The organism is Pseudomonas caspiana, assembly GCF_040224095.2.
In the GTDB taxonomy this organism is placed as follows: Bacteria; Pseudomonadota; Gammaproteobacteria; order Pseudomonadales; family Pseudomonadaceae; genus Aquipseudomonas; species Aquipseudomonas caspiana.
Genome location: NZ_CP167995.1, coordinates 1,404,777 through 1,428,135 on the forward strand (window position 1 = coordinate 1,404,777; position 23,359 = coordinate 1,428,135).

The 23,359-nt window shown below is 56.8% G+C and carries 21 protein-coding genes; 8 read left to right on the forward strand and 13 right to left on the reverse strand.

Features of this window, described 5'->3' with window-relative positions; translation table 11 throughout:
- Nucleotides 1–20 precede the first annotated feature (20 nt).
- Entirely contained in the window at nt 21–1,433 is a 1,413-nt protein-coding gene (locus tag ABRP31_RS06315; protein WP_349971464.1) for an aspartate aminotransferase family protein, read from the forward strand.
- Nucleotides 1,434–1,533: 100 nt separating this feature from the next.
- Here the strand turns inward: ABRP31_RS06315 and ABRP31_RS06320 are convergent, their stop codons facing one another.
- On the reverse strand, nt 1,534–5,007 hold the full coding sequence (locus tag ABRP31_RS06320; protein WP_349971530.1) for a PAS domain-containing hybrid sensor histidine kinase/response regulator: 3,474 nt from the start codon (nt 5,005–5,007) through the stop codon (nt 1,534–1,536).
- Between the two features lie 526 nt (nt 5,008–5,533).
- Between ABRP31_RS06320 and ABRP31_RS06325 the strand changes: the two genes are divergently transcribed.
- Entirely contained in the window at nt 5,534–7,408 is a 1,875-nt protein-coding gene (locus tag ABRP31_RS06325) for an MFS transporter (protein WP_349971463.1), read from the forward strand.
- Nucleotides 7,409–7,600: 192 nt separating this feature from the next.
- Entirely contained in the window at nt 7,601–8,935 is a 1,335-nt protein-coding gene (locus ABRP31_RS06330) for a SidA/IucD/PvdA family monooxygenase (protein ID WP_349971462.1), read from the forward strand.
- Between the two features lie 147 nt (nt 8,936–9,082).
- On the opposite strand, the gene dkgB is transcribed toward ABRP31_RS06330, so the two are convergent.
- The 6 genes from dkgB to ABRP31_RS06360 form a co-directional block, all read right to left on the reverse strand.
- The gene (gene dkgB / locus ABRP31_RS06335; RefSeq protein WP_349971460.1) at nt 9,083–9,886 is read right to left on the reverse strand and encodes a 2,5-didehydrogluconate reductase DkgB; all 804 of its coding nucleotides are present in this window, start codon (nt 9,884–9,886) and stop codon (nt 9,083–9,085) included.
- 284 nt (nt 9,887–10,170) lie between these two features.
- Nucleotides 10,171–10,710, reverse strand: coding sequence for a PaaI family thioesterase (locus ABRP31_RS06340; RefSeq protein WP_349971459.1), 540 nt, complete (start codon nt 10,708–10,710; stop codon nt 10,171–10,173).
- Nucleotides 10,711–10,894: 184 nt separating this feature from the next.
- On the reverse strand, nt 10,895–11,440 hold the full coding sequence (locus ABRP31_RS06345; protein WP_349971458.1) for a DUF1003 domain-containing protein: 546 nt from the start codon (nt 11,438–11,440) through the stop codon (nt 10,895–10,897).
- A gap of 192 nt (nt 11,441–11,632) precedes the next feature.
- Nucleotides 11,633–11,830 carry a hypothetical protein gene (locus ABRP31_RS06350; protein WP_087270954.1) on the reverse strand — a complete coding sequence of 66 codons (198 nt, stop codon included), beginning with the start codon at nt 11,828–11,830 and terminating at the stop codon, nt 11,633–11,635.
- Nucleotides 11,831–11,952: 122 nt separating this feature from the next.
- The gene (locus tag ABRP31_RS06355) at nt 11,953–12,435 is read right to left on the reverse strand and encodes a transcription elongation factor GreAB (RefSeq protein ID WP_349971457.1); all 483 of its coding nucleotides are present in this window, start codon (nt 12,433–12,435) and stop codon (nt 11,953–11,955) included.
- A gap of 3 nt (nt 12,436–12,438) precedes the next feature.
- On the reverse strand, nt 12,439–12,837 hold the full coding sequence (locus ABRP31_RS06360; protein ID WP_349971456.1) for a hypothetical protein: 399 nt from the start codon (nt 12,835–12,837) through the stop codon (nt 12,439–12,441).
- Between the two features lie 118 nt (nt 12,838–12,955).
- On the opposite strand from ABRP31_RS06360, the gene earP reads away from it, so the two are divergent.
- A complete protein-coding gene (gene earP / locus ABRP31_RS06365) occupies nt 12,956–14,101 on the forward strand; it encodes an elongation factor P maturation arginine rhamnosyltransferase EarP (RefSeq protein WP_349971455.1) in 1,146 nt (381 codons plus the stop codon).
- Between the two features lie 96 nt (nt 14,102–14,197).
- Nucleotides 14,198–14,767 (forward strand): elongation factor P, encoded by a 570-nt coding sequence (locus ABRP31_RS06370; protein ID WP_027900557.1) that lies wholly within the window; start codon nt 14,198–14,200, stop codon nt 14,765–14,767.
- Nucleotides 14,768–14,974: 207 nt separating this feature from the next.
- On the opposite strand, the gene ABRP31_RS06375 is transcribed toward ABRP31_RS06370, so the two are convergent.
- From ABRP31_RS06375 to ABRP31_RS06385, 3 genes are all read right to left on the reverse strand, one after another.
- Nucleotides 14,975–15,988, reverse strand: coding sequence for an alpha/beta hydrolase (locus tag ABRP31_RS06375; protein WP_349971454.1), 1,014 nt, complete (start codon nt 15,986–15,988; stop codon nt 14,975–14,977).
- Nucleotides 15,989–16,017: 29 nt separating this feature from the next.
- Nucleotides 16,018–16,437 carry an organic hydroperoxide resistance protein gene (locus ABRP31_RS06380; RefSeq protein ID WP_087270965.1) on the reverse strand — a complete coding sequence of 140 codons (420 nt, stop codon included), beginning with the start codon at nt 16,435–16,437 and terminating at the stop codon, nt 16,018–16,020.
- Between the two features lie 347 nt (nt 16,438–16,784).
- The gene (locus ABRP31_RS06385) at nt 16,785–17,252 is read right to left on the reverse strand and encodes a MarR family transcriptional regulator (protein WP_349971453.1); all 468 of its coding nucleotides are present in this window, start codon (nt 17,250–17,252) and stop codon (nt 16,785–16,787) included.
- A gap of 205 nt (nt 17,253–17,457) precedes the next feature.
- Here ABRP31_RS06385 and ABRP31_RS06390 point away from each other — a divergent pair, with 205 nt between their 5' ends.
- Nucleotides 17,458–18,204 (forward strand): sulfite exporter TauE/SafE family protein, encoded by a 747-nt coding sequence (locus ABRP31_RS06390; RefSeq protein WP_167384375.1) that lies wholly within the window; start codon nt 17,458–17,460, stop codon nt 18,202–18,204.
- Between the two features lie 4 nt (nt 18,205–18,208).
- Here the strand turns inward: ABRP31_RS06390 and ABRP31_RS06395 are convergent, their stop codons facing one another.
- Nucleotides 18,209–19,090 (reverse strand): LysR substrate-binding domain-containing protein, encoded by an 882-nt coding sequence (locus ABRP31_RS06395; RefSeq protein ID WP_372489337.1) that lies wholly within the window; start codon nt 19,088–19,090, stop codon nt 18,209–18,211.
- Between the two features lie 67 nt (nt 19,091–19,157).
- On the opposite strand from ABRP31_RS06395, the gene ABRP31_RS06400 reads away from it, so the two are divergent.
- Entirely contained in the window at nt 19,158–19,394 is a 237-nt protein-coding gene (locus ABRP31_RS06400) for a DUF1127 domain-containing protein (RefSeq protein ID WP_349971452.1), read from the forward strand.
- A 637-nt stretch (nt 19,395–20,031) separates the two neighbouring features.
- Here ABRP31_RS06400 and ABRP31_RS06405 read toward each other — a convergent pair.
- Nucleotides 20,032–20,742, reverse strand: coding sequence for a DUF4225 domain-containing protein (locus ABRP31_RS06405; RefSeq protein WP_349971451.1), 711 nt, complete (start codon nt 20,740–20,742; stop codon nt 20,032–20,034).
- Nucleotides 20,743–21,037: 295 nt separating this feature from the next.
- Nucleotides 21,038–22,384: a class II 3-deoxy-7-phosphoheptulonate synthase gene (locus tag ABRP31_RS06410; protein ID WP_122665779.1), complete on the reverse strand. Its 1,347-nt coding sequence runs from the start codon at nt 22,382–22,384 to the stop codon at nt 21,038–21,040.
- A 218-nt stretch (nt 22,385–22,602) separates the two neighbouring features.
- Here ABRP31_RS06410 and ABRP31_RS06415 point away from each other — a divergent pair, with 218 nt between their 5' ends.
- On the forward strand, nt 22,603–23,358 hold the full coding sequence (locus ABRP31_RS06415; RefSeq protein WP_349971450.1) for a spermidine synthase: 756 nt from the start codon (nt 22,603–22,605) through the stop codon (nt 23,356–23,358).
- The last annotated feature ends 1 nt before the right edge of the window (nt 23,359 follow it).

Genomic DNA, 23,359 nt, shown 5'->3' on the forward strand with positions numbered 1-23,359 from the left:
TGTTATCGAGGGTTTGAAGGATGTCAGTCGCCATCAGTCGCAATGAAAACTCATCCGCACGGCTCAACACTGAGCCGGAAGAAGTGCTCTATCACTTCGAAGATTCACCGTTGCTGGAACGTCAGAAGCAACAGGAATCCAACGCCCGCAGTTACCCAAGACGTATTCCGCTGGCGCTCAAAAGCGCTCAGGGTATTTACGTGGAAGATGTCGAAGGACGCACGTTTATCGACTGCCTGGCCGGTGCCGGGACGCTGGCCTTGGGGCATAACCATCCGGTGGTGATCGCGGCGATTCGCAAAGTGCTTGATGAAGGCCTGCCGCTGCATACGCTGGACCTGACCACGCCGGTCAAGGATCAATTTGTCCAGGACCTGTTTGGTTTACTGCCTGAAGAGTTCGCTCACGACGCGAAAATCCAGTTCTGCGGCCCGACCGGCACGGACGCCGTGGAAGCCGCCCTGAAACTGGTTCGCACCGCCACCGGACGCAGCACCGTGTTGTCGTTCCAGGGCGGTTATCACGGCATGAGTATGGGCGCGTTGAGCCTGATGGGCAGCCTCGGGCCGAAAAAACCCATGGCCGCTTTGCTCAACAGCGGCGTGCAGTTCCTGCCGTACCCTTACGACTACCGTTGCCCGTTCGGGCTGGGGGGCGCTGACGGCATCAAGGTCAATCTGCGTTATCTGGAAAACCTGCTTAATGATCCGGAAGCAGGCGTGCAACTGCCGGCTGCTGTCATTGTTGAAGTGGTGCAGGGCGAGGGCGGGGTGATCCCGGCCGATCTGGACTGGTTGCGTGGCTTGCGGCGCATCACTGCAAACGCCGGTGTGGCGTTGATTGTCGATGAGATCCAGAGCGGCTTTGCCCGGACCGGCAAAATGTTTGCCTTCGAACACGCGGGCATCGTGCCGGATGTTGTCGTGTTGTCCAAAGCCATCGGCGGCAGCCTGCCGCTGGCGGTGGTGGTTTATCGCGAGTGGCTGGACAAGTGGCTGCCGGGCGCTCATGCCGGGACCTTCCGTGGCAACCAAATGGCGATGGCCGCAGGTTCGGCGGTGATGGCTTATCTGAAGCAGCACGACATCGCCGCGCACGCCACGGCCATGGGCGCACGTCTGACCGAGCACCTGCGTGTGCTGCAGCGGGATTTCCCGCAGTTGGGCGATATTCGCGGGCGTGGCTTGATGCTCGGCGTTGAACTGGTGGACCCGACGGGCGCGCTCGATGGTCTGGGTCATCCACCTGCATTTGGCAAGCTGGCGCCACTGGTGCAGAACGAATGCCTCAAGCGCGGGCTGATCCTGGAATTAGGTGGCCGCCACGGCAGCGTCGTACGCTTCCTGCCGCCGCTGATTATTACCGCCGAGCAGATTGACGAAGTGGCAAGACGGTTTGCCAAGGCATTGGCAGCGGCGGTGGAAAGGGTTTAAACGCTGTTTTCCAGTTCTGTAGGAGCTGCCGAAGGCTGCGAATGGATGCCTATGACACACCGCGATCGCAGCCTTCGGCAGCTCCTACAGGGTTTCGCTTTTATCCCAACACCACATGCCGACTTAATAGCGCCCGCAACGCTGCGGGCTTGACCGGTTTGGGCAGGTAATCCAGCCCGGCAGCATGCACTTGGGCAATCAGTTCCGGGCGGCCGTCGGCGCTGATTACTACGCCCGGTACCGGTTTGCCCAGGCGCGTGCGTAACCAGGCCATCAGCTCGGTGCCTGTTTCGCCGTTGTCCAGGTGGTAATCCACCAGCGCCAGTTGCGGGCGTACGCCTTCATCCAGCAGTGCCTGACATTCCTCACGGCTGCGGGCAGTCCAGACCTGACAGCCCCAACGCGTCAACAAGCTGTTCATGCCGATCAAAATGCTGTCCTCGTTATCAATGCACAGCACCTGCGTCCCGGTCAGCGCAGTTCGGTTCGCGTCGGGCACGACGCTGGCCGGAACTGTCTGATGCTGGGCGAGCGGCACGCACACACTGAAGACACTGCCTTTGCCCGGCCATGAACGCACTTGTAACGTGTGGCCCAGTACGCGGCACAGACCATCAGCAATCGCCAGACCCAGTCCCAGGCCTTTTTCGGCGCGGGTCTGGTGGCTGTCCAGACGTTTGAATTCTTCGAAAATCACCCGTCGTTTGTCTTCCGGAATACCCGGCCCACGATCCCAGACCTCCAGACTCAAGTAGGTGCCACGGCGGCGTACGCCCAACAATATCGGGCCTTTGCCGTAACGGAAGGCATTGGTCAGGAAGTTCTGCAGGATACGCCGCAGCAATTTGGCGTCACTGTCGACCCGCAGCGCAGTCCCACTTACCCGGAACTCCAGGCCTTGCTCCTGAGCCAGCGCCTTGAACTCTGTGCCCAATGTGTCGAACAACGTGTTCAGCGCGAATGGCTGGCGGTCCGGGGTGATCTTGCCGTTTTCCAGCCGGGAAATGTCCAGCAAGTCGCTGATCAGGTCTTCGGCCGAGCGCAGCGAGCTGTCCAGATGTTGTACCAACTGCTGGGCTTCGGCGGGCATGCCGTCGTTTTGATGGGACAGCGCAGCAGAAAACAAGCGGGCGGCATTCAGCGGCTGCATCAGGTCATGGCTGACTGCGGCGAGAAAGCGGGTTTTCGACTGGTTCGCCGCCTCGGCCGTGCCCTTGGCTTCGGTCAGGGCGAGGTTCAGTTGCGACAGCTCATGGGTCCGTTCGGCGACCCGTTGTTCAAGGCTTTCATTCGCGCCCTTGAGTGCATGCTCGGCATCGCGGAAGGCGGTAATGTCAGTGAAGCTCATCACGAAACCACCGCCTGGCATCGGGTTGCCGATCAGCTCGATCACCCGGCCATTGGGGAACATCCGCTCCGAGGTGTGGGCGCGGCCCTGACGCATCCAGTGCAGTCGCCGGGCCACGTGGACTTCCGCCTCGCCAGGACCGAGCAAACCGCGCTCAGCGTTGTAGCGAATAATGTCCGCAATCGGGCGGCCAATGCTGATCAGTCCCTCCGGATAATTGAACAGCTCCAGATAACGGTGATTCCATGCCACCAGCTTCAGCGACTGATCGACCACGCTGATGCCTTGGGTAATGTTCTCGATGGCGCCCTGTAGCAGCGCTCGGTTGAACTGCAGCACCTCGGACGCTTCGTCGGCGATGCGCACCACGTCTTCGAGCTGCATGTCGCGGCCTTCGATGGCGGCTTTCACCACGGCGCGGGTCGATGACGCGCCGAGTACACCGGCCAACAGGCGCTCGGTGTGGGCGATCCAGTCACCGTTGGCGTTCTGGTTCGGGTTGAAGCCTTTGCCCTGCCGATACGCAAAGCGGATGAAGCTTTGTCGGGCGCGTTCCTCACCCACGAAACGCGCGGAAAGGTTCAGCAAGTCCTCGACCTGCACCGCCAGCAGCGGCCGGTTGCCGGTGCTGACGCTGGCGTCCTGACCGATGAAACGCCCGGCCTGCCAGTGCTCGGAAACCCGCGTTTTGGAGATCACCGACACCCAGCCAAACAGGATGAAGTTGCCCGCCAGCGACAGCACTACGCCTTGGGTCAACGGAGTAATCGGCAGCCCCAGTGGATTGCTGTGCAGCCATGTCAGCAGTGGAAAGGTATCCAGAGACCAACCGAGGCTTTCGGCGGAAATCGGCAATACCAGCGTGTAGAACCAGAGAAAGATCCCGGCACCCAGCCCGGCAAAAACTCCACGGCGGTTGGCCTGCTTCCACCACAGTGCGCCGAACATCGCGGGGGAAAGTTGGGTGATGGCGGCGAAGGCGATCTGGCCGATGGTTGCCAGACTGGCAGTCGAACCCAGCAGTCGGTAGCAAACATAGGCCAGCAACAGAATGACCACAATGCTGACCCGGCGCACCGACAGCATCCAGTGGCGGAACGCTTCAAACGGGCGCTCAGCGGTTTTACGGCTCAGCAGCCACGGCAGCAGCATGTCGTTGGAGATCATCGTCGACAGCGCGACACTCGCCACAATCACCATTCCCGTGGCCGCCGAGGCGCCGCCGATGAACGCCAGCAAGGCCAGCGAAGGGTGAGTCGTCGCCAGTGGCAGGCTGATCACGAACGAGTCCGGCAGCACCGAGTCCGGGAGGAGCATTTGCCCGGCCAGTGCGATTGGCACCACGAACAGTGCCGCGAGAACCAGATAGGCGGGAAACACCCACTTGGCCAGCCGCAAGTCTTGCGGGTCGATGTTTTCTACGACGGTGACGTGAAACTGCCGTGGCAGGCAGACAATCGCCATCATTGCCACGCCGGTCTGGACCACCATTGAAGGCCAGTTGATGGTTTCCTTCCAGTACTCCTCAAGCCGTGGCGCGATCAGGGCCTGATTGAACAGGTCGTCGAAGCCGTCATACAGGCCGTACGTCACGAACGCGCCCACCGCCATGAAGGCGAACAGCTTGACCAGGGCCTCGAAGGCAATCGCCATGACCATTCCACGGTGGTGCTCGGTGACGTCCAGATTGCGCGTACCGAAGACAATCGTGAACAGAGCGAGGACCAGCGAGACGATAAGTGCTGTGTCCTGCGCCCGGGTCCCGGCAGCGTCCGCGACGGCGCCAATGAGGATGTTCACACCGAGCACGATGCCTTTGAGTTGCAGGGCGATGTAGGGCAAAACCCCAACCAGGCAGATCAGCGCAACCACTACAGCCAGGGATTGCGACTTGCCGTATCGGGCGGCGATGAAGTCGGCAATCGAGGTGATGTTTTCCTGTTTGCTGATCAGCACCATTTTCTGCAGTACCCATGGCGCCAGCAGCATCAGCACCACAGGCCCTAGGTAAATCGGCAGGAACGACCACAATTGCTCGGCGGCCTGACCTACTGCGCCGAAGAACGTCCAGCTAGTGCAGTACACCGCCAGCGACAGGCTGTACACCCACGCGCGCAGTCGGGGCGGCAGCGACGTACTGCGCCGGTCACCGTAGAAGGCGATGGCAAACATGATGGCCATATAAGCCAGGGCAACGGCCGCAATCAGCCCGGTGGACAGCGACATAGACATTCAGAGCCTCAATAACAAGCTGGCTAGTCTCGCATGAAGGTTCGGGGTAGTAGGAGCGACTTTAGTCGTGAAAGGGAAGAGTGGGCGGATGTGGGCACTTGGGGCGCTTGTCGCAGGCAAGCACTGCCCGCAAATCTTGTTGATTCCTTTGGGAGCAGCCCCGGTGTTCATCACACCGCGCTATCTCACGCCAAACGATGAACCTGTAGGAGCGCACGAGCACCGCGAGGCCGCGATAGCGGTGTATCAGACAAACTGCCATCGCGGTGCTCGTGAGCTCCAGCATGTATTTCAATTCAGTGGCATACAGGTAGTCTGGATACGAACCGAGCTTCTCGCGATAAACGATGATGCGGTCTGTCTGGGCAACCACAGCGCCTGAATCGCGGGCAAGCCTCGCTCCCACAGGATCTGCGCCATTCTGAATTGACCTCCAGATCCACAACATTCGGAAACGTCCTATCGACATTACGTCATCTAACGTCTTCAATGTGGCCCAAGTCATTCAGGATCGCGGACGATGAGCCATCAGTCACAATTCACCCTGCTTGGAAAGCGTCGATTCCTGCCGTTTTTCATCACCCAGTCACTTGGGGCATTCAACGACAACATCCTCAAGCAATCGCTGATTCTGGCCATTCTCTACAAGTTGAACATCGACGGTGATCGCTCGATCTGGGTGAACCTGTGCGCCTTGCTGTTCATCTTGCCGTTCTTCCTGTTTTCTGCACTGGCCGGACAGTTTGGTGAGAAGTACGCCAAGGATGCGTTGATTCGTGTGATCAAGCTGGCCGAGATCGGCATCATGCTGGTGGGATCGGTGGGGTTCCTGTTCGGACACCTGTGGCTGATGCTATTGGCGCTGTTCGCGATGGGGACCCACTCAGCGTTGTTCGGGCCGGTGAAGTATTCGATCTTGCCGCAACACCTGCGTGAAGAAGAACTGGTCGGCGGCAATGGGCTGGTGGAAATGGGCACGTTTCTGGCGATTCTGGCCGGGACCATTTGCGCCGGTGTGATGATGTCCACTGCCCATTACGAGATGATTGTTGCCAGCGTGATGGTTTTGACGGCGTGCCTGGGCTACATCGCCAGCCATAGTATCCCGCGGGCCGCAGCCGTTGCGCCGCAGATGAAAATCGAGTGGAACATCTTCACTCAGACCTGGGCCACCCTGCGCTTGGGGCTTGGCCAGACGCCAGCGGTGTCGCGCTCGATTGTCGGTAACTCGTGGTTTTGGTTCGTCGGTGCGATTTACCTGACGCAAATCCCGTCCTACGCCAAAGAGTGGCTGTACGGCGACGAAACCGTGGTGACGCTGATTCTGACCGTGTTTTCCATTGGCATCGCAACTGGCTCGATGCTGTGTGAGCGCATGTCCGGACGCAAGGTGGAAATAGGTCTGGTGCCGTTCGGTTCGATGGGCCTCACGGTGTTTGGCCTGTTGCTGTGGTGGCATTCCGGGCAGATGCCGCAGAACGTCATGGCCAACGACTGGCTGGGCGTGCTGGGTTTCAGCGAGGCGTGGTGGGTGTTGCTGGACATTCTCGGGATCGGGATTTTCGGTGGCTTTTACATCGTGCCGCTGTACGCGTTGATTCAGTCCCGAACGCTGGAAAGCGAGCGCTCCCGCGTGATTGCTTCCAATAACATCCTCAATGCGCTGTTCATGGTGGTCTCGGCGATTGTTTCGATCTTGATGCTCAGCGTGGCTCAGCTGTCGATCCCGGAGCTGTTTCTGGTCATCTCGTTGATGAACATCGCGGTCAACGTCTACATCTTCAAGGTCGTTCCCGAGTTCACCATGCGCTTCATGATCTGGCTGCTCAGCCATTCCATGTATCGCGTCAAACACCAGAATCTCGATCAGATTCCCGACGAAGGCCCGGCATTGCTGGTCTGCAATCACGTTTCTTTCGTTGATGCGCTGTTGATCGGCGGTGCGGTGCGGCGGCCGATTCGTTTCGTCATGTACTACAAGATCTACAACCTGCCGGTGCTCAATTTCATCTTCCGCACTGCCGGGACCATTCCTATCGCCGGGCGCAGTGAGGACTTGCAGATCTACGATCAGGCGTTCAAGAAAGTCGCGCACTACCTGAGCGAAGGCGAACTGGTGTGCATCTTCCCGGAAGGCAAGTTGACCAGCGACGGCGAGATCGATCAGTTCAAAAGCGGCATGACGCACATTCTTGAGCAGACGCCGGTGCCGGTTATCCCAATGGCGCTGCAAGGCTTGTGGGGCAGCTTTTTCAGCCGCGCACCGGGTAAAGGCTTGTTCCGACGCCTCTGGTCGCGGGTGACTGTGGTCGCCGGGCCGGCGTTGTCCGGTGATGCCGCCGCCCCGGCAGCGGCACGCGAGCAAGTGGCGCTGTTGCGTGGGGAGTTGCGTTAAGCCCACGCATTTGAATTCAGCCCTGTAGGCGCTGCCTCGGGTTGCTCGTGAGCCCCTACAGAAGATTACGTAAGCGACGCCAGTGTCCGATCAATCGTTAAATTTTGTTTCTCTGTCCTCGTTTCCTACTGCAACAGGCCACCTTGCTGGCCATCGATTGACGAGCGGGCGACATCTCCCGAGGACACTGGAATGACACAGGCTCTTGTATCTGCCGTGGTTCACGATTTGATCGGTATCGGTTTTGGTCCATCCAATCTGGCACTGGCAATTGCCCTGCAGGAGCGGGGTGAACGGGAGGGTGCGCTGGATGCGTTGTTCCTCGACAAACAGGCCGATTATCGCTGGCACGGCAACACGCTGGTGACCCAGAGCGAATTGCAGATTTCCTTCCTCAAGGATCTGGTCACGCTGCGCAATCCCACCAGCCCGTTTTCGTTCGTTAACTACCTCAAGCAACACGGTCGCCTCGTGGACTTCATCAACCTCGGGACGTTTTACCCGTGCCGGATGGAGTACAACGACTACCTGCGCTGGGTCGCGGCGCAGTTCAACGAGCAGAGCCGCTATGGCGAGGAAGTCACCGCCATCGAGCCGGTACTGCACAAACAGCAGGTCGAGGCGCTGCGGGTTATTTCCCGTGACACACAAGGCCAGAATCACGTACGGACCACCCGTTCGGTCGTGGTCAGCCCTGGCGGGACGCCGCGTATCCCTGAGGCATTCTCCAGCCTGCAGGGCGACGCGCGAGTGTTCCACCATTCGAAATATCTGCAGTCCATGGCCCAGCAAGCCTGCGCCCTTGGCAAGCCGATGCGCATTGCGATCATTGGCGGCGGGCAGAGTGCGGCCGAGGCCTTCATCGATCTGAACGACAGCTATCCGTCGGTGCAGGTGGACATGATTCTGCGCGGCTCGGCACTCAAGCCGGCGGATGACAGCCCGTTCGTCAACGAGGTGTTCTCACCCGAATTCACTGATCTGATGTTCAGCCAGAACGGCCAGCAGCGCGAACAGATGATTCGTGAATACCACAGCACCAATTATTCGGTGGTGGACATTGATCTGATTGAGCGCATTTATGGTGTGTTCTATCGCCAGAAAGTCTCCGGCATTGCCCGTCATACTTTCCGCAGCCTGACCTCGGTGCACAACGCTACGGCTACGGCCAACGGTATTGAAGTGGCGCTGGGCAATCTGGCCAATGGTGAAAGCAGCGTGCAGACCTACGACGCCGTGGTCCTGGCCACCGGTTACGAGCGTCAGTTACATCGCCATCTGCTGGAACCGCTGAGCGAGTACCTGGGGGATTTCGAAGTGGATCGCGACTATCGGATCAAGACTGACAGCCGCTGCAAAGCCTCGATTTATATGCAGGGCTTCTGTGAAGCGAGCCACGGTTTGAGCGACACCTTGTTATCGGTGCTGCCAATCCGCGCCGATGAAATTGCCGAGTCCCTGTACGCCAATGTGGTGCGGGCTGGGCGTGATCAGTCGGTGCTGGAGCGGCTGGTGGCGGTGGGGTGATACACCTCTCAATGAATTGAAATGCAATTTCTTGTGGGAGCCGGGCTTGCCCGCGATAAGGACACCGCGATTCTCTGTTAGATCGCGTCGACCTTATCGCGGGCAAGCCCGGCTCCCACTGGTATCGCATTCCAAATCAGGTTCTGATCAATCCCACTTCGGCGCAAGGCTGGCAGGGCTGGTCAGGCGGTGGCCTCGATCCAGCGCTGCGATCTGCTCCATATCTTCGTCGCTCAGCTTAAGCTCGCGGGCCTTTAGGTTGCTCTCAAGGTTGCTGCGTTTGGTCGACGACGGGATCACCGCATAACCCAGTTGCATCGCCCAGGCCAGCGTCACTTGTGCAGTCGAAGCGTTGTGGCGCTTGGCGATCTGTTCGATCACCGGGTCCTTGAGCACTTCTCCGTAGGCGAGGGTCATGTAAGACGTGATGTGGATACCCTGCTGTTTGGCAAAATCAGCCACCTTGCGGTTTTGCAGGTAGGGATGCAGCTCGATCTGGTTGGTCGCGATGTTCTCGGCACCTACCACTTCAATGGCTTCCTTCATCAACGCGATCGTGAAGTTGGAAATACCGATCTGTTTCGTCAGCCCCTGCTTTTTGGCATCCAGCAACGCTGTCATGAATTCTTTGACCGAGACTTTGCCTTCAGGCGATGGCCAGTGGATCAGCGTCAGATCCACATGATCCGTCTGCAGTTTGGCCAGGCTTTCCTTGAGGCTGGGGATCAGCTTGTCGGCGGCGAAGTTGTCCGTCCAGATTTTGGTCGTGATAAACAGCTCTTCACGAGGGATGCCGCTGGCTGCGATGGCTTTACCGACTTCTGCTTCATTGCCATAGATCTGTGCGGTATCGATCACTCGATAGCCGACCTCCAGACCGTTGGTCACCGAGTCGATGACAACCTGGTCCTTGAGGCGAAAAGTGCCGAGGCCCAATGCTGGAATAGTCATGTGCAGTGCTCCTTCAAATTGATTCAACAAACAATATGTGAGCTCAGTATCCCGACTCGGACTGCGGAGAAAAACAGTGGGACGGGAAAGGGATATTTGCCTGTGCGTCACGAATGAGCGTGTAAGGTTGGTCAATAGAAGGCGTGCAGGGTTCAAGATTTAGCGTATTCAGCAAACACAGGAACTGTAGGAGCTTACGAGCACCGCGAGGCAGCGATAGCGTTTTGTCTGACACGTCGCCATCTCTGCCTCGCGGTGCTCGTGCGCTCCATCCGAGGTTTTGTTCAAGTATCCATATTGAGAATCATGCAGGTCGTACTCCCAATCGCGTAGAGCCGGTCATCAACGTCGTATAGCCTGCCTTCGGCCAGCGCAGTTGAACGGCCGACGTGGAGCACTTTGCCTTCCGCGCGCACGGGGCCGACTGCATGGTTCAACGCTCTTACGTAACTGATGCGCAAATCCAGCGTGGTGTAGCCCTGACCTTTTTTCAGGAGGCTATGGATTGCACAGCCCATGCACGAGTCCAGCAATGTTGCGGCGTACCCGCCATGCACGCTGCCCAGAGGGTTGTAGTGGCGTTCGTCAGGCGTCCCCTGAAAAATGAACTCCCCCGGCGACCAGCGCAGTGGGATGAAATCCATCAGCGCGCCAATGGGCGGACAGGGCAGATCGCCACGGCCTATGCCGTCAAAGAATTCAGAGGGTTCCAGGCTGGCTACTTCGGTCAGGCGCATCGTGCCCGCCGCACCCAGGCGTTCACGTATCGCCTGTTCTTCTTGTCGCCACTGGTTGAGTTTTTCTTCTCGGGACAGGGTCTGCATGGGGCGCGCTCCAGTAGGCAATGACGGTTTGAATTACGGTCATAATCCTGCTGTTTTATGATGAGCGCAATATTAAGGTGTGCATGGCCGCTCTCGGGCAATTTCATCAGGCCGGCGCGTGGAGCACAGGCCGCAGAGCCGTTGGCGATCTACTATCGGGAAGGTGCGAGGGATGGACGGCAGATCAGCCCGGCTTTTTGTCGCAATTGACAGGGTCGCGCTTCACGAAATGCTTGTGCATGTCGGAGGTCAGCGTCTCGATACGTTCAGTCAGACTCTTGGTCAACTCGGTGAGGCGAGTGTTTTGTTCCAGTAACCCAAGCATTTGCGCAGCAAGGTCTTCGCGGTGTTGGGCATCAGCATCCGCGTTAGCTTTGTCCCGAGCCGACTGGCGGGTTTGAGCCAACAGAATCAGTGGCGCGGCGTAGGCCGATTGCAGGCTGAACGCCAGATTCAGCAGGATGAACGGATACAGATCGAATTGCGTCAGGCCTGTGGTGTTACACACCACCCAGAGCAAGACGATGACGGTTTGCGCACCGAGGAAAGCCGGTGTACCAAAGAAGCGAGCGAAGGCTTCGGCCTTGAGAGCAAACCGATCGTTGCCGAAGGTGCTGGCCAGATGTGCGTGATTCTTGTGGAAGCGCAGATGGTCGACGATTTTCTTGCCGGTCGATTCTGTAGTTTTGCGAGGTTCAGAGGATGGCGATTCAGATCCAGCGGAGTTCATGACGGTTTCCAGATTGCCGGGGCGTGCGGCCACTATAGGCGCTTCGAGGATACGGGCGCCGATAGATGTACACACTTTCGTAAGAGCGGCTTCAGCCGCGAGAGCGCATTCGCATTAGCTACCCACATGTGGGCAGGAACAACAGACTCCCGGCTAAAGCCAGTCTTGCGGGCGACTCATCCAGCCAGGCAATCAATCCGGATGCAATGGTTTGGACAGCAGCATGATGGCCGCGTAGTCATAGACGTACTGGCGCCCGGCATGGCTGGTCTCACGTAACTGGTCGATCAGCAGTCGCTCTTTCTTGTTCAGGTATCTCAGCCCAGGGTGGTCACTTGACTTGAGGCGATCACGTTCATGGGCGTCAGGAAAAGCAATGACGTTAGTCATGAAATATCTCCTACTTAGTGAGTCCTTGCTTCCGGTTATGTAGTCCCGGTCACTTTGTGTGGCGACGAGGCCACCTTACCCAGAAAAAGTTGGAGCGATCAACCCTGCAAATGAATAGCCGGTCACACTATCTGCGTGACTTCGAAGGTTTGGCTGCTGCCATTGACGTGGATTTCGAGCTCATCGCCCGCCAGTTTACCCAGCAGGGTCTGGCCCAATGGCGCACGGGCGGTAATCACTGTAATGGCGTGTGCGTCGTATTGAATCTTCAGACCAGCGGCATCAGGTCCCAGAAACAAATGCTGTTCAACGCCAAGGTGATTTTCCAGTGTGATCAGGTCGCCGGGCTGAATCCCTTTGTGCTCGTTGAACGGTGCGAGCGCCAGCTTTTGATAGAGCATCAGCGACTGGCGAATTTCTTCCACACGCCTCGCCTGACCTGCAGCGAGGTAAGAAGCTTCCAGGCCCAGTGTGTCGTACTTGTTCTCGGCGATGTTTTCTTCGTGGGTCGCGGTTTCATAGGCGGTCTGCGCAGCGCGCTGGGCGATATCCAGGTCCACTTCTAATTTGTCGATGATCAGTTGCAACACGTCTTGCTTGTTCATGGTTTATCCGCAGAACTGGATGACATTGGCGCGGCTTTTTTCGCTGGGAGCGGTGCGATCCTGCTGCATCCAGAAGTTGCATTTGGGGCCGTTGAAGTTTTTCTGCTGTTGTTCCTGAGCCTGCTCCCACGCCTGGCGAGCCTCGCTTTCACGCAGGCTTTGCTCATATTTTTCGAACATGGTTTTTTCCGCAGCGGGCGCAGGTTTGGTGACGGGCGGCGCGCTCAATTGAGCGGCGGCATTGTTGATTACCTGGGTTTCGGCTGCGGGCAGGGCCTTGTAGAACAACATGCCGGTCAACACCACGGCGATGAAACTAAGCCAGATGCCAATGGCAATACAGGCGATCAGTTTCAGTGGGTGAACGGAAACATTCAGCTCGCGGCGATGGGAAGTAGGCATGGCAGGATCTCGGCGTTGACTGCAGATGCTGTGATTGTGCCATGAGCGAAGGCTGGTGAATGCCGGTTGTCTGAAGGACAATCGGCGTTTTTTATCATCCAGCCTCAGGGAGCCGGAAATGAAAGCCTCTTGGGACATTTTTTGCAGTGTCGTCGACAACTACGGCGACATCGGCGTGACCTGGCGTCTGGCCCGGCAACTGGTAGCCGAACATGGCATTAAGGTGCGACTGTGGGTCGATGATCTGGCTGCTTTCGTGCGCATCAGCCCTGGCGCTGATGCCGAGGCTGCGCAGCAGTGGCGCGAAGGCGTCAGCGTTCATCTATGGCCGAAGCAATGGCTGGCCACTGATCTCCCAGATGTGATCGTTGAGGCATTCGCCTGTCGTTTACCAACCGAGTACATAGACGCTATTGCGCAATGTTCGCCACGGCCGGTGTGGATCAATCTCGAATACCTCAGTGCTGAGGACTGGGTAAGCGGCTGCCATGGTCTGCCATCGGTGCAATCCAATGGCCTGCGCAAGTTTTTCTTCTTCCCGGGCTTTGTTCCGACCACCGGTGGCTTGTTGCGCGAGCGCGACCTGCTCATGACACGCCAGGCGTTTCAGCTGAGCAGGGAAGAGCGCCAAGGGTTCCTCCAGGCGCTGGACGTGACGCCCGACGATACTGCGCGGCTGATTTCGGTATTTGCCTATGAGAATCCCGGCCTCGGTGCCTGGCTTGACGCGTTGGCTACCGATAACAAAGCTACGCATTTGTTGGTGCCCGAAGGTCGTATTCTCGGTGATGTGCAACGCTGGCTGGAGGTGGACGGCTTGAAAGCCGGTGCACTGGAAAAACGCGGTGCGTTGACTGTCCAGGTGTTGCCGTTCGTCAGGCAGGAAGATTATGACCGCCTGCTGTGGTGTTGTGATTTCAACATAGTTCGCGGCGAAGACTCCTTTGTAAGGGCACAATGGGCGGGTCGACCGCTGCTCTGGCACATCTATGAGCAGGAGGATGATTCCCATTGGGTCAAGCTCGATGCCTTTCTGAAACACTACCTTGCAGGGCTCTCGCCCGATGCTGCCAAGGCTTTGAGCCGTTTTTGGCACACCTGGAATGCAGGTCATGAGGGGGCTGAAAGTTGGCATGCGGTTCTTGATCACTGGGATGAGATCAAAAAACACGGCGAGAACTGGTGTCTGCAGCAAGCTTCCCATGCGGATCTTGCGACGACGCTGGTACTGTTTTGTGGAGTTTCGTATGATACGCGGCCTTGAGATTAGGCTCTGTACGAAAAAGACCTTTGCGTGACTGCGTAAAGCGGTTTCTCGTACAGAGCCTCGGCAACTTCCATCCAAATTCGGATATGCGCAATGAAAACTGGTAAAGAACTCAAACCCGGTACCGTGATTCGTCTTGAAAACGACCCTTGGCTGGTTCAGAAAGCTGAATTCACCAAGTCCGGTCGTAACAGCGCCATCATGAAGACCAAGCTGAAAAACCTGCTGACCGGTTACAAGACCGAGATCGTTTACAGCGCTGACGACAAACTGGACGACGTAATCCTCGACCGCAAAGAAGCGACCCTGTCCTTCATCAGCGGCGACACCTACACGTTCATGGACACCACTGACTACACCATGTACGAGCTGAACGCTGAAGACATCGAAGCCGTTCTGCCATTCGTGGAAGAAGGCATGACCGACGTTTGCGAAGCGATCTTCTTCGAAGAGCGTCTGGTTTCCGTAGAGCTGCCGACCACCATCGTTCGTGTAGTTGACTACACCGAAGGTTCGGCTCGTGGCGACACTTCCGGCAAGGTGATGAAGCCTGCCAAGCTGGCCAACGGTACCGAGCTGCAAGTTGCTGATTTCATCGAAATCGGTGATCGCATCGAGATCGATACACGCGAAGGCGGTTCCTACAAAGGCCGTGCTAAATAAGCACAGCTTTTACCGCTTCCACAAAAAAGCCCGCAGCGATGCGGGCTTTTTTGTGAGTGTTGAGTTGAGTCGAACAACGAATAACGTGCTGAACTGAAATGCATTTCTGTAGGAGCCACCGAGGTTACGAGGCCAGCGATACCGGTTTGCCTGACACTCCGCCATCGCTGGCCTCGTAACCTCGGTGAGCTCCTACAGGGGCCGCGGTTACTTCAGATGCACTTTCAGCTCTTGAGAAGCTTGTGACAGCGCCGACTGCACTTCCGGAACCTGACTGACGACGTTGAGCAGACCGTAGTCGTGGATCATGCCGTTATAGCGCACTGAGGTGACTGACACCCCGGCCTGATCCAGTTTACGGGCATACGCCTCGCCTTCATCACGCAATACATCGTTCTCTGCGGTCTGCACCAATGCGGGCGGCAGGCCTTTGAGTTGATCTACCGTTGCACGCAACGGTGAGGCGTAGATCTCGTTACGCTGTTTAGTATCAGTGGTGTAGTTATCCCAGAACCACTTCATCATGTTGCGGGTCAGGAAGTGACCTTCTGCGAACTGATCATATGAGCCAGTCTCGAAATTTGCGTCGGTTACTGGCCACAGAAGCACTTGGTATTTGATCGCCGGGGTGCCTTTGTCTTTGGCCATCAAGGCAACTACCGCTGCCATGTTGCCGCCGACGCTGTTGCCCGCTACGGCCAGACGCTTGCCGTCGACATTGATTTCCTTGCCATGCTCAGCCACCCATTTGGTCGCCGCATAAGCCTGATTGATCGCTGTCGGGTAGTGCGCTTCCGGTGACGGCGTGTAATTGACGAACACCGCTACCGCACCTGAACCCGCCACCAGATCACGCACCAGACGTTCGTGAGTCGGGAAATCTCCCAGAACCCAGCCGCCACCGTGGAAGAACATGAACACCGGAAGCGTGCCTTTGACGCCGGCCGGACGCACGATGGTCAGGCTGATGTCCTGGCCGTCGGCCTTGATGGTTTTCTCGCTGACGTCAGCTTTGGGCAAGGTCAGTTTGACCCCGGCCTGAGCACCTGTAAGCACTGCGCGGGCATCCTTGGGCGACAACTGCTCAATCGGCTTTCCAGCACCAGAGTTCAGCGCATCGAGAAATGCCTGAGTGTTGTGTTCCACGGTGCCTGCAGCAAATGCGCTGTTGATGGACAGGGCGAGAAGGGCACCGGTCAAGACTTTGTTCACGGTTTTCATGTTCGAATCCTGAGTAGTGATCGGGGCGTTTACACGGTTACGTGCAGACGCACATCAACGTTGCCACGAGTAGCGTTCGAGTACGGGCATACCTGGTGAGCGGCTTCAACCAGTTGCTCGGCGTCGGCTTGTTCCAGGCCTGGCAGGTTGATGTTCAGGTCGATATCCAGACCGAAACCGCCTGGGATCTGACCGATGCCGACATGGGCAGTGATCGAGGCGTCAGCCGGGATGCTGCGTTTGCTTTGACCGGCAACGAATTTCAACGCGCCAATGAAGCAAGCCGAGTAACCGGCAGCGAACAGTTGCTCAGGGTTAGTGGCTGCTCCACCTGCACCGCCGAGTTCTTTCGGTGTAGCGAGTTTCACGTCGAGGATGTTGTCGCTGGAAACAGCACGACCATCACGGCCACCGGTTGCAGTTGCGATTGCGGTGTAGAGAGTATTCATGGTGTCACCTCATTTCATGGTTGAAAGATCGTAGGGATCGGAGTGGTTCAAAAATTGTCTGTTTGCGCTAAATATTTGCGCGCTAACTGAGTGCGAATTAAATGTATCGCGCAAATAGTTTGCGCGCAAGGTAATTTTTTAGATTTTTGGACTGGATGGTTTTTTTGGGGGGAGGCGGCGTGGTGTATGGTCGCAACGGGATTGCATTTCAATCCTGTTGCTTTGTTAAGAAATCGCAGCGCTATCGTGAAGAAAGAGGACCTGCAGGAGTGATCGGGGTGGCGATCACTCCTGCAGGAAACACATTGCATTTAAAGCTTCTGCCGTGTGTCCTGGAGGCAAATGCCTCAAACACTGCCCTGCAAATTTCCGCGAAGCTTGATCAGTTCGCCTTGCAGCGCTTGCAGCTGCTCAATTTCCAGACCGCTGGCTGTCAGGATGCAGCCAGGGACGGTCAGGGCTTTTTGTTGCAGGGCACGGCCTTGTTCGGTGAGGCGCAGCAGCACGACCCGTTCATCTTCCTTGCTGCGTGTGCGGCTGATCAGACCTTCGCCTTCCAGACGCTTGAGTAGCGGGGTCAAAGAGCCCGGATCAGTCAGCAAGCGAGTGCTCACGTCGCCAACGGTGAGACCGTCCTGTTCCCACAGCACCATCATGGCCAGGTACTGGGGATAGGTCAGGCCCAGCGCCTGAAGCAGTGGCTTGTAGACCTTGGTCATCATCAGCGAGGTCGAATACAGTGCGAAACACAGTTGGTTGTCGAGCTGCAACGCTTGGCAGTTACTGTCGGCAGTGGAGCTGGCGTCAGCGCTCATGGGGTAATCCTCTCTAGCGGGTGTCATGACGACAATTTAGTGCTGTGATGTTTATTGCGCCAGATAAATTCCATTCAGCCTGTGCACTCATACGGCCGTTGCCCTCTATCACGTGCATGAAACCTGCGTAATAGCGCATATCGGTTATTTGCCTGCACAGCCAGACTGCGTAGCATGCGCGCATCGTTTGAGTGGGGATCGCGGTGTGATGGAAGTGGTGATGTTCGTATTGCTGGGTGCTGCAATGGGCACTCTGGGTGGATTGTTTGGCATTGGCGGCGGTCTGGTCGCGATTCCTGCTTTGGGTGTCCTGTTCGGGCTTGATCAACAGCTGGCCCAAGGTACCGCGTTGTTAATGGTACTGCCTAATGTGCTGCTGGCCCTGTGGCGCTATAACCAGCGCAACCGTATTTCCATGCGCAACGCGATGATGTTGATCATTCCTAGCTTTTGTCTGGCGTGGCTGACCTCGTTGTGGGCTGTGCGCCTTGACCCGCAACACATGCGACTGGCCTTTATCGCGTTCCTGATCTTGCTGACTGTTTTCAATCTGGCGCAGATGTTCTGGCGCAAGGATCAGGCCAGCAGTGAGTTGCGCCACGTCAACCGTCTCTGGTTGTTGGGGATGGGCTCAGGCATCACCGGTGGCTTGTTTGGCGTTGGCGGCGGAGTGATTGCAACGCCAATCCTGACCAGTTTTTTTGGTGCGACTCAAGTGGTCGCGCAGGGGCTGGCACTTGCGCTGGCGACACCCAGCACCGCGATCACGCTGTTCACCTATGCCCTGCACGATCATGTCAATTGGGGCATGGGCATTCCGTTGGCCGTTGGCGGGTTGGCCAGCATCAGTTGGGGCGTGAAGCTGGCTCATTCGATGCCCGAGCGTTTGTTGCGTTCGCTGTTCTGCGGTTTCCTGGTGGTCTGCGCGGTGATCCTGGCCTTTAAAGCCTGAAAGCTCAAAGCCTGAAACCTTCGGCAATGTGTTCGGCCAGGCATTCAGTGATGGGTGACGGGTTTTTCGGATTACGCAGCAAAACGATGCTCGCCAGTGGCAGCTGCGGCATTTGTTCCGCCTCGCCGATGATGCGTAAATCAGGGGTCAGCAGACTTTCCAGTTGCGCTGTCACTGCCAGACCCGCCGTCACTACCGCGCTAATGGCCGCCAGGCTGGCACTGGTGTAGGCAATCCGATAATCGCGTTGCATGGCGTCCAGAGCGTTGCAGGCCCACGTCCGGCAAAAACAGTCGGTGTTGAACATCGCCAGAGGTATCGGGTTCTGTTCGTGAGGATAAAAGCCTTGAGCAACCATCCAGACGAAACGCTCCTGACGCAGGATCTGGCCGATCTCGGTGCCGGGTTCGCGAGTGACGATACTCAGGTCCAGATCCTGGCGCAGGAGCAATTGCCTGGAGGGTTCGCAGTGCACTTCAATCTGCACCAACGGATAGGCCTGAGCAAAACGCTGGAGAATGCCGGGCAAAAAGCGCATGACGTAATCGTCCGGTGAACCAATCTTCACCACGCCCACCATATGCGGTTCGCGCAGGGTGTTGAAGACCTCTCCGTGCAGCTTCAGGATCCGTCGCGCATAGCCCAGTAGTACTTGACCCTCAATCGTCAGGCTCACCGTGCGTCCGTCCTTCTGGAACAGCGGACGCTGGATTAAATCCTCCTCCAGACGCTTCATCTGCATGCTGACCGCCGATTGAGTGCGGTTCACCACTTCGCCTGCACGGGTAAATCCACCGTGATCGGCAATGGCCACGAAGGTGCGCAAGAGCTCGGTGTCAATGCTCGGGTAACTGGCCAATACATCAATCTCCCAGATGCAGTGCATAAGAAACATTCGTTGGATTGATCTTATCGCTGGCGCGAGACTCTAGCCATCCCACATGGAGGGCAAGATGATGAAAGGTCAGAAAGGTTACGTGTTGGTGCTTAAAACCCTGTCCCGGGATTCCTGGATCGAGCGCCTGCTCAAGTCAGTCAAGAAATACACATCCCGCTGGTACGAACTGCATCGTCAGCGTCGGCAATTGGCGAGTCTGAGTGACGCGGCATTGAAGGATCTGGGTTTGAGCCGTGCGGATGTCTATCAGGAGGCCGAGCAGCACTTCTGGAAAGACCCGATGAAGCGCTGATATCAGCATGCGGAACAGGTGTGGTTGGCGCGGGTGCAGTTTAATCCCTTGGGGGGCGTGCGGGCCGATATCGGTAGCACTTAATGGCGTTTGACTTTGTGGTGCCTGTGGGCGAGATACGTTCCTATTGCTACCAGAACAAAATATAGACTAACGACTAAGGTTATACGAGTGGATACGTCTACCGAACTTTCAGGATATAGCTGGATTAGAAGATACCCTATAACTACTGTATAAAATGCAGAGGTTATTAAAATGATCAGCCCCCATTTCACAACAAGAATAATTCGGTCCAGGTATGAGTTGAATGAGTAGACGTAACTTTTGTCATCTGCTCGCAATACGTCTCTTTGTTCATGGTTTGTGCGGCTCAAAGTCCCATTGCTTTGCAGGTGAAAAATTGAAAAGACGAGGCCTAGAAAAACGATGTATGAACTATCAAAGGTATCTAAGAATAGGAACTCTCCGTTCATGAAGAAATTTACCTGAGCCAGTGCCAATGCGGCGTTATAAATAAAGCCCGCCTTGAATAGCAGGCTGCATTGCCTGGCTTGAGATAGGTAGCGAGCTAGCGAGATTGAGGGGGCGAGGAATATTACGCTAAGGCACATGTAGTTGATGTGTTGGAATAGTTCGTTCATTTCTCCTTGCGCCACTCATCCAGCATGCCTTTTGTAGTAACTGTGCCTCCTAGAGCATCTACCCCTAGAGCTGTCGTTGAGGAATTCTTATACGCTCTCACATAATCAGCATCTACATATCTAAACAGTCGCCATGCATCCTTTTTTAAGGTGAGTCGATAGGCTCCGAAAAGAGATAACCCAATATCTACCGTCCCGTAGGCAATATTTCCTCCCGTCTTGTCTCCGCTGATGTACTCGGAAACTGCCTGATAAGGGATTCTTCCCCAGCCTTCTGTATCAGATCTACCTTCTAGCAGGTTGTTACCATTCTCATATACATTGTTTAAGCCATGCCCGACCATTACGGCGGCAGGTACGCAGGCCCATCCAAACGATCCGACACATACTCCGATTCCTCCTGTAATCTGGAGTCCGCCTGCGATGAGTCCGATAGTTTGGGTCGCTATCCTTACCGACTGCTCCTTCAGGCTCTCTTGCTCACCTTTGAGCGTCTTGATTCCCTCTGTTACGCTCTTGCGCCCGCTCTCTACATCCCGAACAATCCCCTGCGCGTAATAAGCCACTTCCCGATTGAATTGCAGGCGCAGCATTCCGTCTTGAATGTGCCTCATACTTAACGTGCAGGCATGATTTCTCAGCGCAACAGCGGCCTGTTTAAGTTGCTTATTATCAGGTATGTCAGCTTTGATTTTTGGATTTGTCATCAGGACTGGCCCCAGAGGTTATCACCACTGGGATAGCCTGTATGATGAGGCCAGCTGATTTTCCTGTGAAGAATTCTGGGCTGTTTCGAAAGGTTGAGATGGCCCATAGGTGATCGTCCTGAAATAAATGGACGATCAGTTTATGGGGGGGAGTTCCGGGGTTATGTAGGGCGTTTCTGAGATTGCTGGAGGGCATTACGCAATTGCAGTGCTGTGATTTTTCAGGGACCGCCGAAGGATGCTATGTCGTTTGGTTGTTGAATCCAGTCGCAGCTTTCGGCAAAACCTGCATAAACTACCGTCTCACCTGCTTCAACGTCTCGGCAATCAGGAACGCCAGCTCCAGCGACTGATCGGCGTTCATCCGTGGGTCGCAGTGGGTGTGGTAGCGATCCGACAAGCCATCTTCGGTAATCGGCCGGGCACCGCCAATGCATTCGGTGACGTTCTGCCCGGTCATTTCGATATGAATACCACCGGCATAGGTGCCTTCTGCCTGATGCACCTGGAAGAACTGCTTCACCTCGCCAAGGATCTGCGCGAAGTCGCGTGTCTTGTAGCCGCTGCTGGCTTTGATGGTGTTGCCGTGCATCGGGTCGGAACTCCACAGCACTTTGCGGCCTTCACGCTCAACGGCACGAATCAGCTGTGGCAAGTGGTCGCCGACCTTGTTCGCGCCCATGCGGGCGATCAGGTTGAGGCGGCCGGGGTCATTGTCCGGGTTGAGGATGTCGATCAGGCGAATCAGGTCATCGGTGTTCATGCTTGGCCCGACTTTCACGCCGATCGGGTTGTTCACCCCGCGCAAGAACTCCACATGAGCCCCGTCCAGTTGCCGGGTGCGGTCGCCGATCCACAGCATGTGCGCCGAGCAATCGTAGTAATCGTTGGTCAGGCTGTCGCGCCGCACAAAGGCTTCTTCGTAGTTCAGCAGCAAAGCCTCGTGGGCGGTGAAGAAGCTGGTTTCGCGCAATTGCGGTGAGCTGTCCATTCCGCAGGCACGCATGAACGCCAGAGTTTCGTCAATGCGGTCGGCCAGTTGGCTGTACTTTTCAGCCAGCGCCGAGTTGGCGATGAAGTCCAGGTTCCACTTGTGCACCTGGTGCAGGTCGGCAAAACCGCCTTGAGCGAAGGCACGCAGCAGGTTCAGGGTCGCGGTGGACTGGTTGTAAGCCTGAATCAGTCGGTCAGGGTCCGGAACGCGGCTTTTTTCATCGAAGCCGATGGCGTTGACGATATCGCCGCGGTAAGCCGGAAAGGTCACGCCGTCGATGGTTTCGTCGTTGGCCGAACGCGGCTTGGCGAACTGCCCGGCCATACGGCCTACTTTGACCACCGGGCAGCCAGCGGCAAAGGTCATGACGATTGCCATCTGCAGCAGCACTTTAAAGGTATCGCGGATCTTCGCTGCGGAAAACTCGACGAAGCTCTCTGCGCAATCACCACCTTGCAGCAGGAAGGCGCGACCTTGGGTCACCTCGGCGAACTGTCGACGCAACTCTCGGGCCTCACCGGCAAACACCAATGGCGGATAACTGGCCAGCGTCTGCTCTACCTTCAGCAGGTGCGCAGCATCAGGGTATTGAGGTTGCTGCTGAATGGGCAATGCCCGCCAGCTGTCGGGGCTCCAGGGTTGGCTCATCATGAACTCAAGGTCAGGCAATCGGACCGGCATGTTAGCAGTTCGCCGAGCCGTCGCCAGCGGGCAAGGGATGATCGGAGCCCCAGCGCCAATATGAGAGGCGGCAAATAAAGAGAAAGAGCGTGACCTTGTTGCTGTGCTTGATCGACAATTCGCTTTTTGCGCGGTCCAGCGACCGCATCAACAGGCCAGACTTGGGCTCGCCGTTAGGAGAAGCAATGACTGAGGAGCGGGTGGAGCGGATTCTGGCCGAGGTGCACGACGATTTCGGCATGATTCGCGTACTGGAAGTGGATGATTACCGCTTTCTGGAGTTCGGCGATGCCATCGAGCAAAGCTGCACCTTCACGGCCGATCCCAGCTGGCTTGAGTACGATTACACCCGGGCGATGCTGATTGGCGCGTTGTGCCACGAAGCTCCCGACAGCGCGCTTTTTCTGGGGCTGGGCGCGGGCACTCTGACTCAGGCCTGTCTGAAGTTCTTGCCGCTGGAGGATGTTGAGGCTATCGAATTGCGCCCTGACGTACCGCGTCTGGCGATTGAGTTCATGGGGCTGGACGATGATCCCCGGCTCTTTATTCGCATTGGTGACGCGCTGGAGCTGCTTGAAACCGCTGAGTCGGCTGACCTGATTTTCGTTGACCTCTACACCGATGTCGGGCCGGGCGTCGGGCACCTTGCCTGGAAATTCCTCGAGAACTGTCAGAAGCGTCTGAATTCGGGGGGCTGGCTGGTCATTAATCAATGGGCTGCGGATGACGGCAAACCGCTGGGCGCGGCGCTGTTGCGCGGCCTCTATCACCGGCACTACTGGGAACTGCCGGTGAAGGAGGGCAACGTTATCCTGATCGTTCCTGCCGATCTGGATCAGGAGCTGGACATGGCGTCGCTGAATGCTCGTGCTGAAGAGCTGGCGCCTCGCTTGGGTTACTCGTTGGCATCATTGATCAAGGATGTGCGTCCCGCGACCTGAT

What these genes read in the sequence shown, in the direction of transcription:
- ABRP31_RS06350 (WP_087270954.1), bottom strand. Translation starts at nt 11,830, where the DNA reads ATGACTAACGTCATTGCTTTTCCTGACGCCCATGAACGTGATCGCCTC.
- ABRP31_RS06410 (WP_122665779.1), bottom strand. Translation starts at nt 22,384, where the DNA reads ATGAGCCAACCCTGGAGCCCCGACAGCTGGCGGGCATTGCCCATTCAG.
- ABRP31_RS06375 (WP_349971454.1), bottom strand. Translation starts at nt 15,988, where the DNA reads ATGAAAACCGTGAACAAAGTCTTGACCGGTGCCCTTCTCGCCCTGTCC.
- ABRP31_RS06370 (WP_027900557.1), top strand. Translation starts at nt 14,198, where the DNA reads ATGAAAACTGGTAAAGAACTCAAACCCGGTACCGTGATTCGTCTTGAA.
- earP (WP_349971455.1), top strand. Translation starts at nt 12,956, where the DNA reads ATGAAAGCCTCTTGGGACATTTTTTGCAGTGTCGTCGACAACTACGGC.
- ABRP31_RS06385 (WP_349971453.1), bottom strand. Translation starts at nt 17,252, where the DNA reads ATGAGCGCTGACGCCAGCTCCACTGCCGACAGTAACTGCCAAGCGTTG.
- ABRP31_RS06315 (WP_349971464.1), top strand. Translation starts at nt 21, where the DNA reads ATGTCAGTCGCCATCAGTCGCAATGAAAACTCATCCGCACGGCTCAAC.
- ABRP31_RS06320 (WP_349971530.1), bottom strand. Translation starts at nt 5,007, where the DNA reads ATGTCGCTGTCCACCGGGCTGATTGCGGCCGTTGCCCTGGCTTATATG.
- ABRP31_RS06345 (WP_349971458.1), bottom strand. Translation starts at nt 11,440, where the DNA reads ATGAACTCCGCTGGATCTGAATCGCCATCCTCTGAACCTCGCAAAACT.
- dkgB (WP_349971460.1), bottom strand. Translation starts at nt 9,886, where the DNA reads ATGACTATTCCAGCATTGGGCCTCGGCACTTTTCGCCTCAAGGACCAG.
- ABRP31_RS06360 (WP_349971456.1), bottom strand. Translation starts at nt 12,837, where the DNA reads ATGCCTACTTCCCATCGCCGCGAGCTGAATGTTTCCGTTCACCCACTG.
- ABRP31_RS06330 (WP_349971462.1), top strand. Translation starts at nt 7,601, where the DNA reads ATGACACAGGCTCTTGTATCTGCCGTGGTTCACGATTTGATCGGTATC.
- ABRP31_RS06340 (WP_349971459.1), bottom strand. Translation starts at nt 10,710, where the DNA reads ATGCAGACCCTGTCCCGAGAAGAAAAACTCAACCAGTGGCGACAAGAA.
- ABRP31_RS06355 (WP_349971457.1), bottom strand. Translation starts at nt 12,435, where the DNA reads ATGAACAAGCAAGACGTGTTGCAACTGATCATCGACAAATTAGAAGTG.
- ABRP31_RS06400 (WP_349971452.1), top strand. Translation starts at nt 19,158, where the DNA reads ATGATGAAAGGTCAGAAAGGTTACGTGTTGGTGCTTAAAACCCTGTCC.
- ABRP31_RS06395 (WP_372489337.1), bottom strand. Translation starts at nt 19,090, where the DNA reads ATGCACTGCATCTGGGAGATTGATGTATTGGCCAGTTACCCGAGCATT.
- ABRP31_RS06380 (WP_087270965.1), bottom strand. Translation starts at nt 16,437, where the DNA reads ATGAATACTCTCTACACCGCAATCGCAACTGCAACCGGTGGCCGTGAT.
- ABRP31_RS06415 (WP_349971450.1), top strand. Translation starts at nt 22,603, where the DNA reads ATGACTGAGGAGCGGGTGGAGCGGATTCTGGCCGAGGTGCACGACGAT.
- ABRP31_RS06405 (WP_349971451.1), bottom strand. Translation starts at nt 20,742, where the DNA reads ATGACAAATCCAAAAATCAAAGCTGACATACCTGATAATAAGCAACTT.
- ABRP31_RS06325 (WP_349971463.1), top strand. Translation starts at nt 5,534, where the DNA reads ATGAGCCATCAGTCACAATTCACCCTGCTTGGAAAGCGTCGATTCCTG.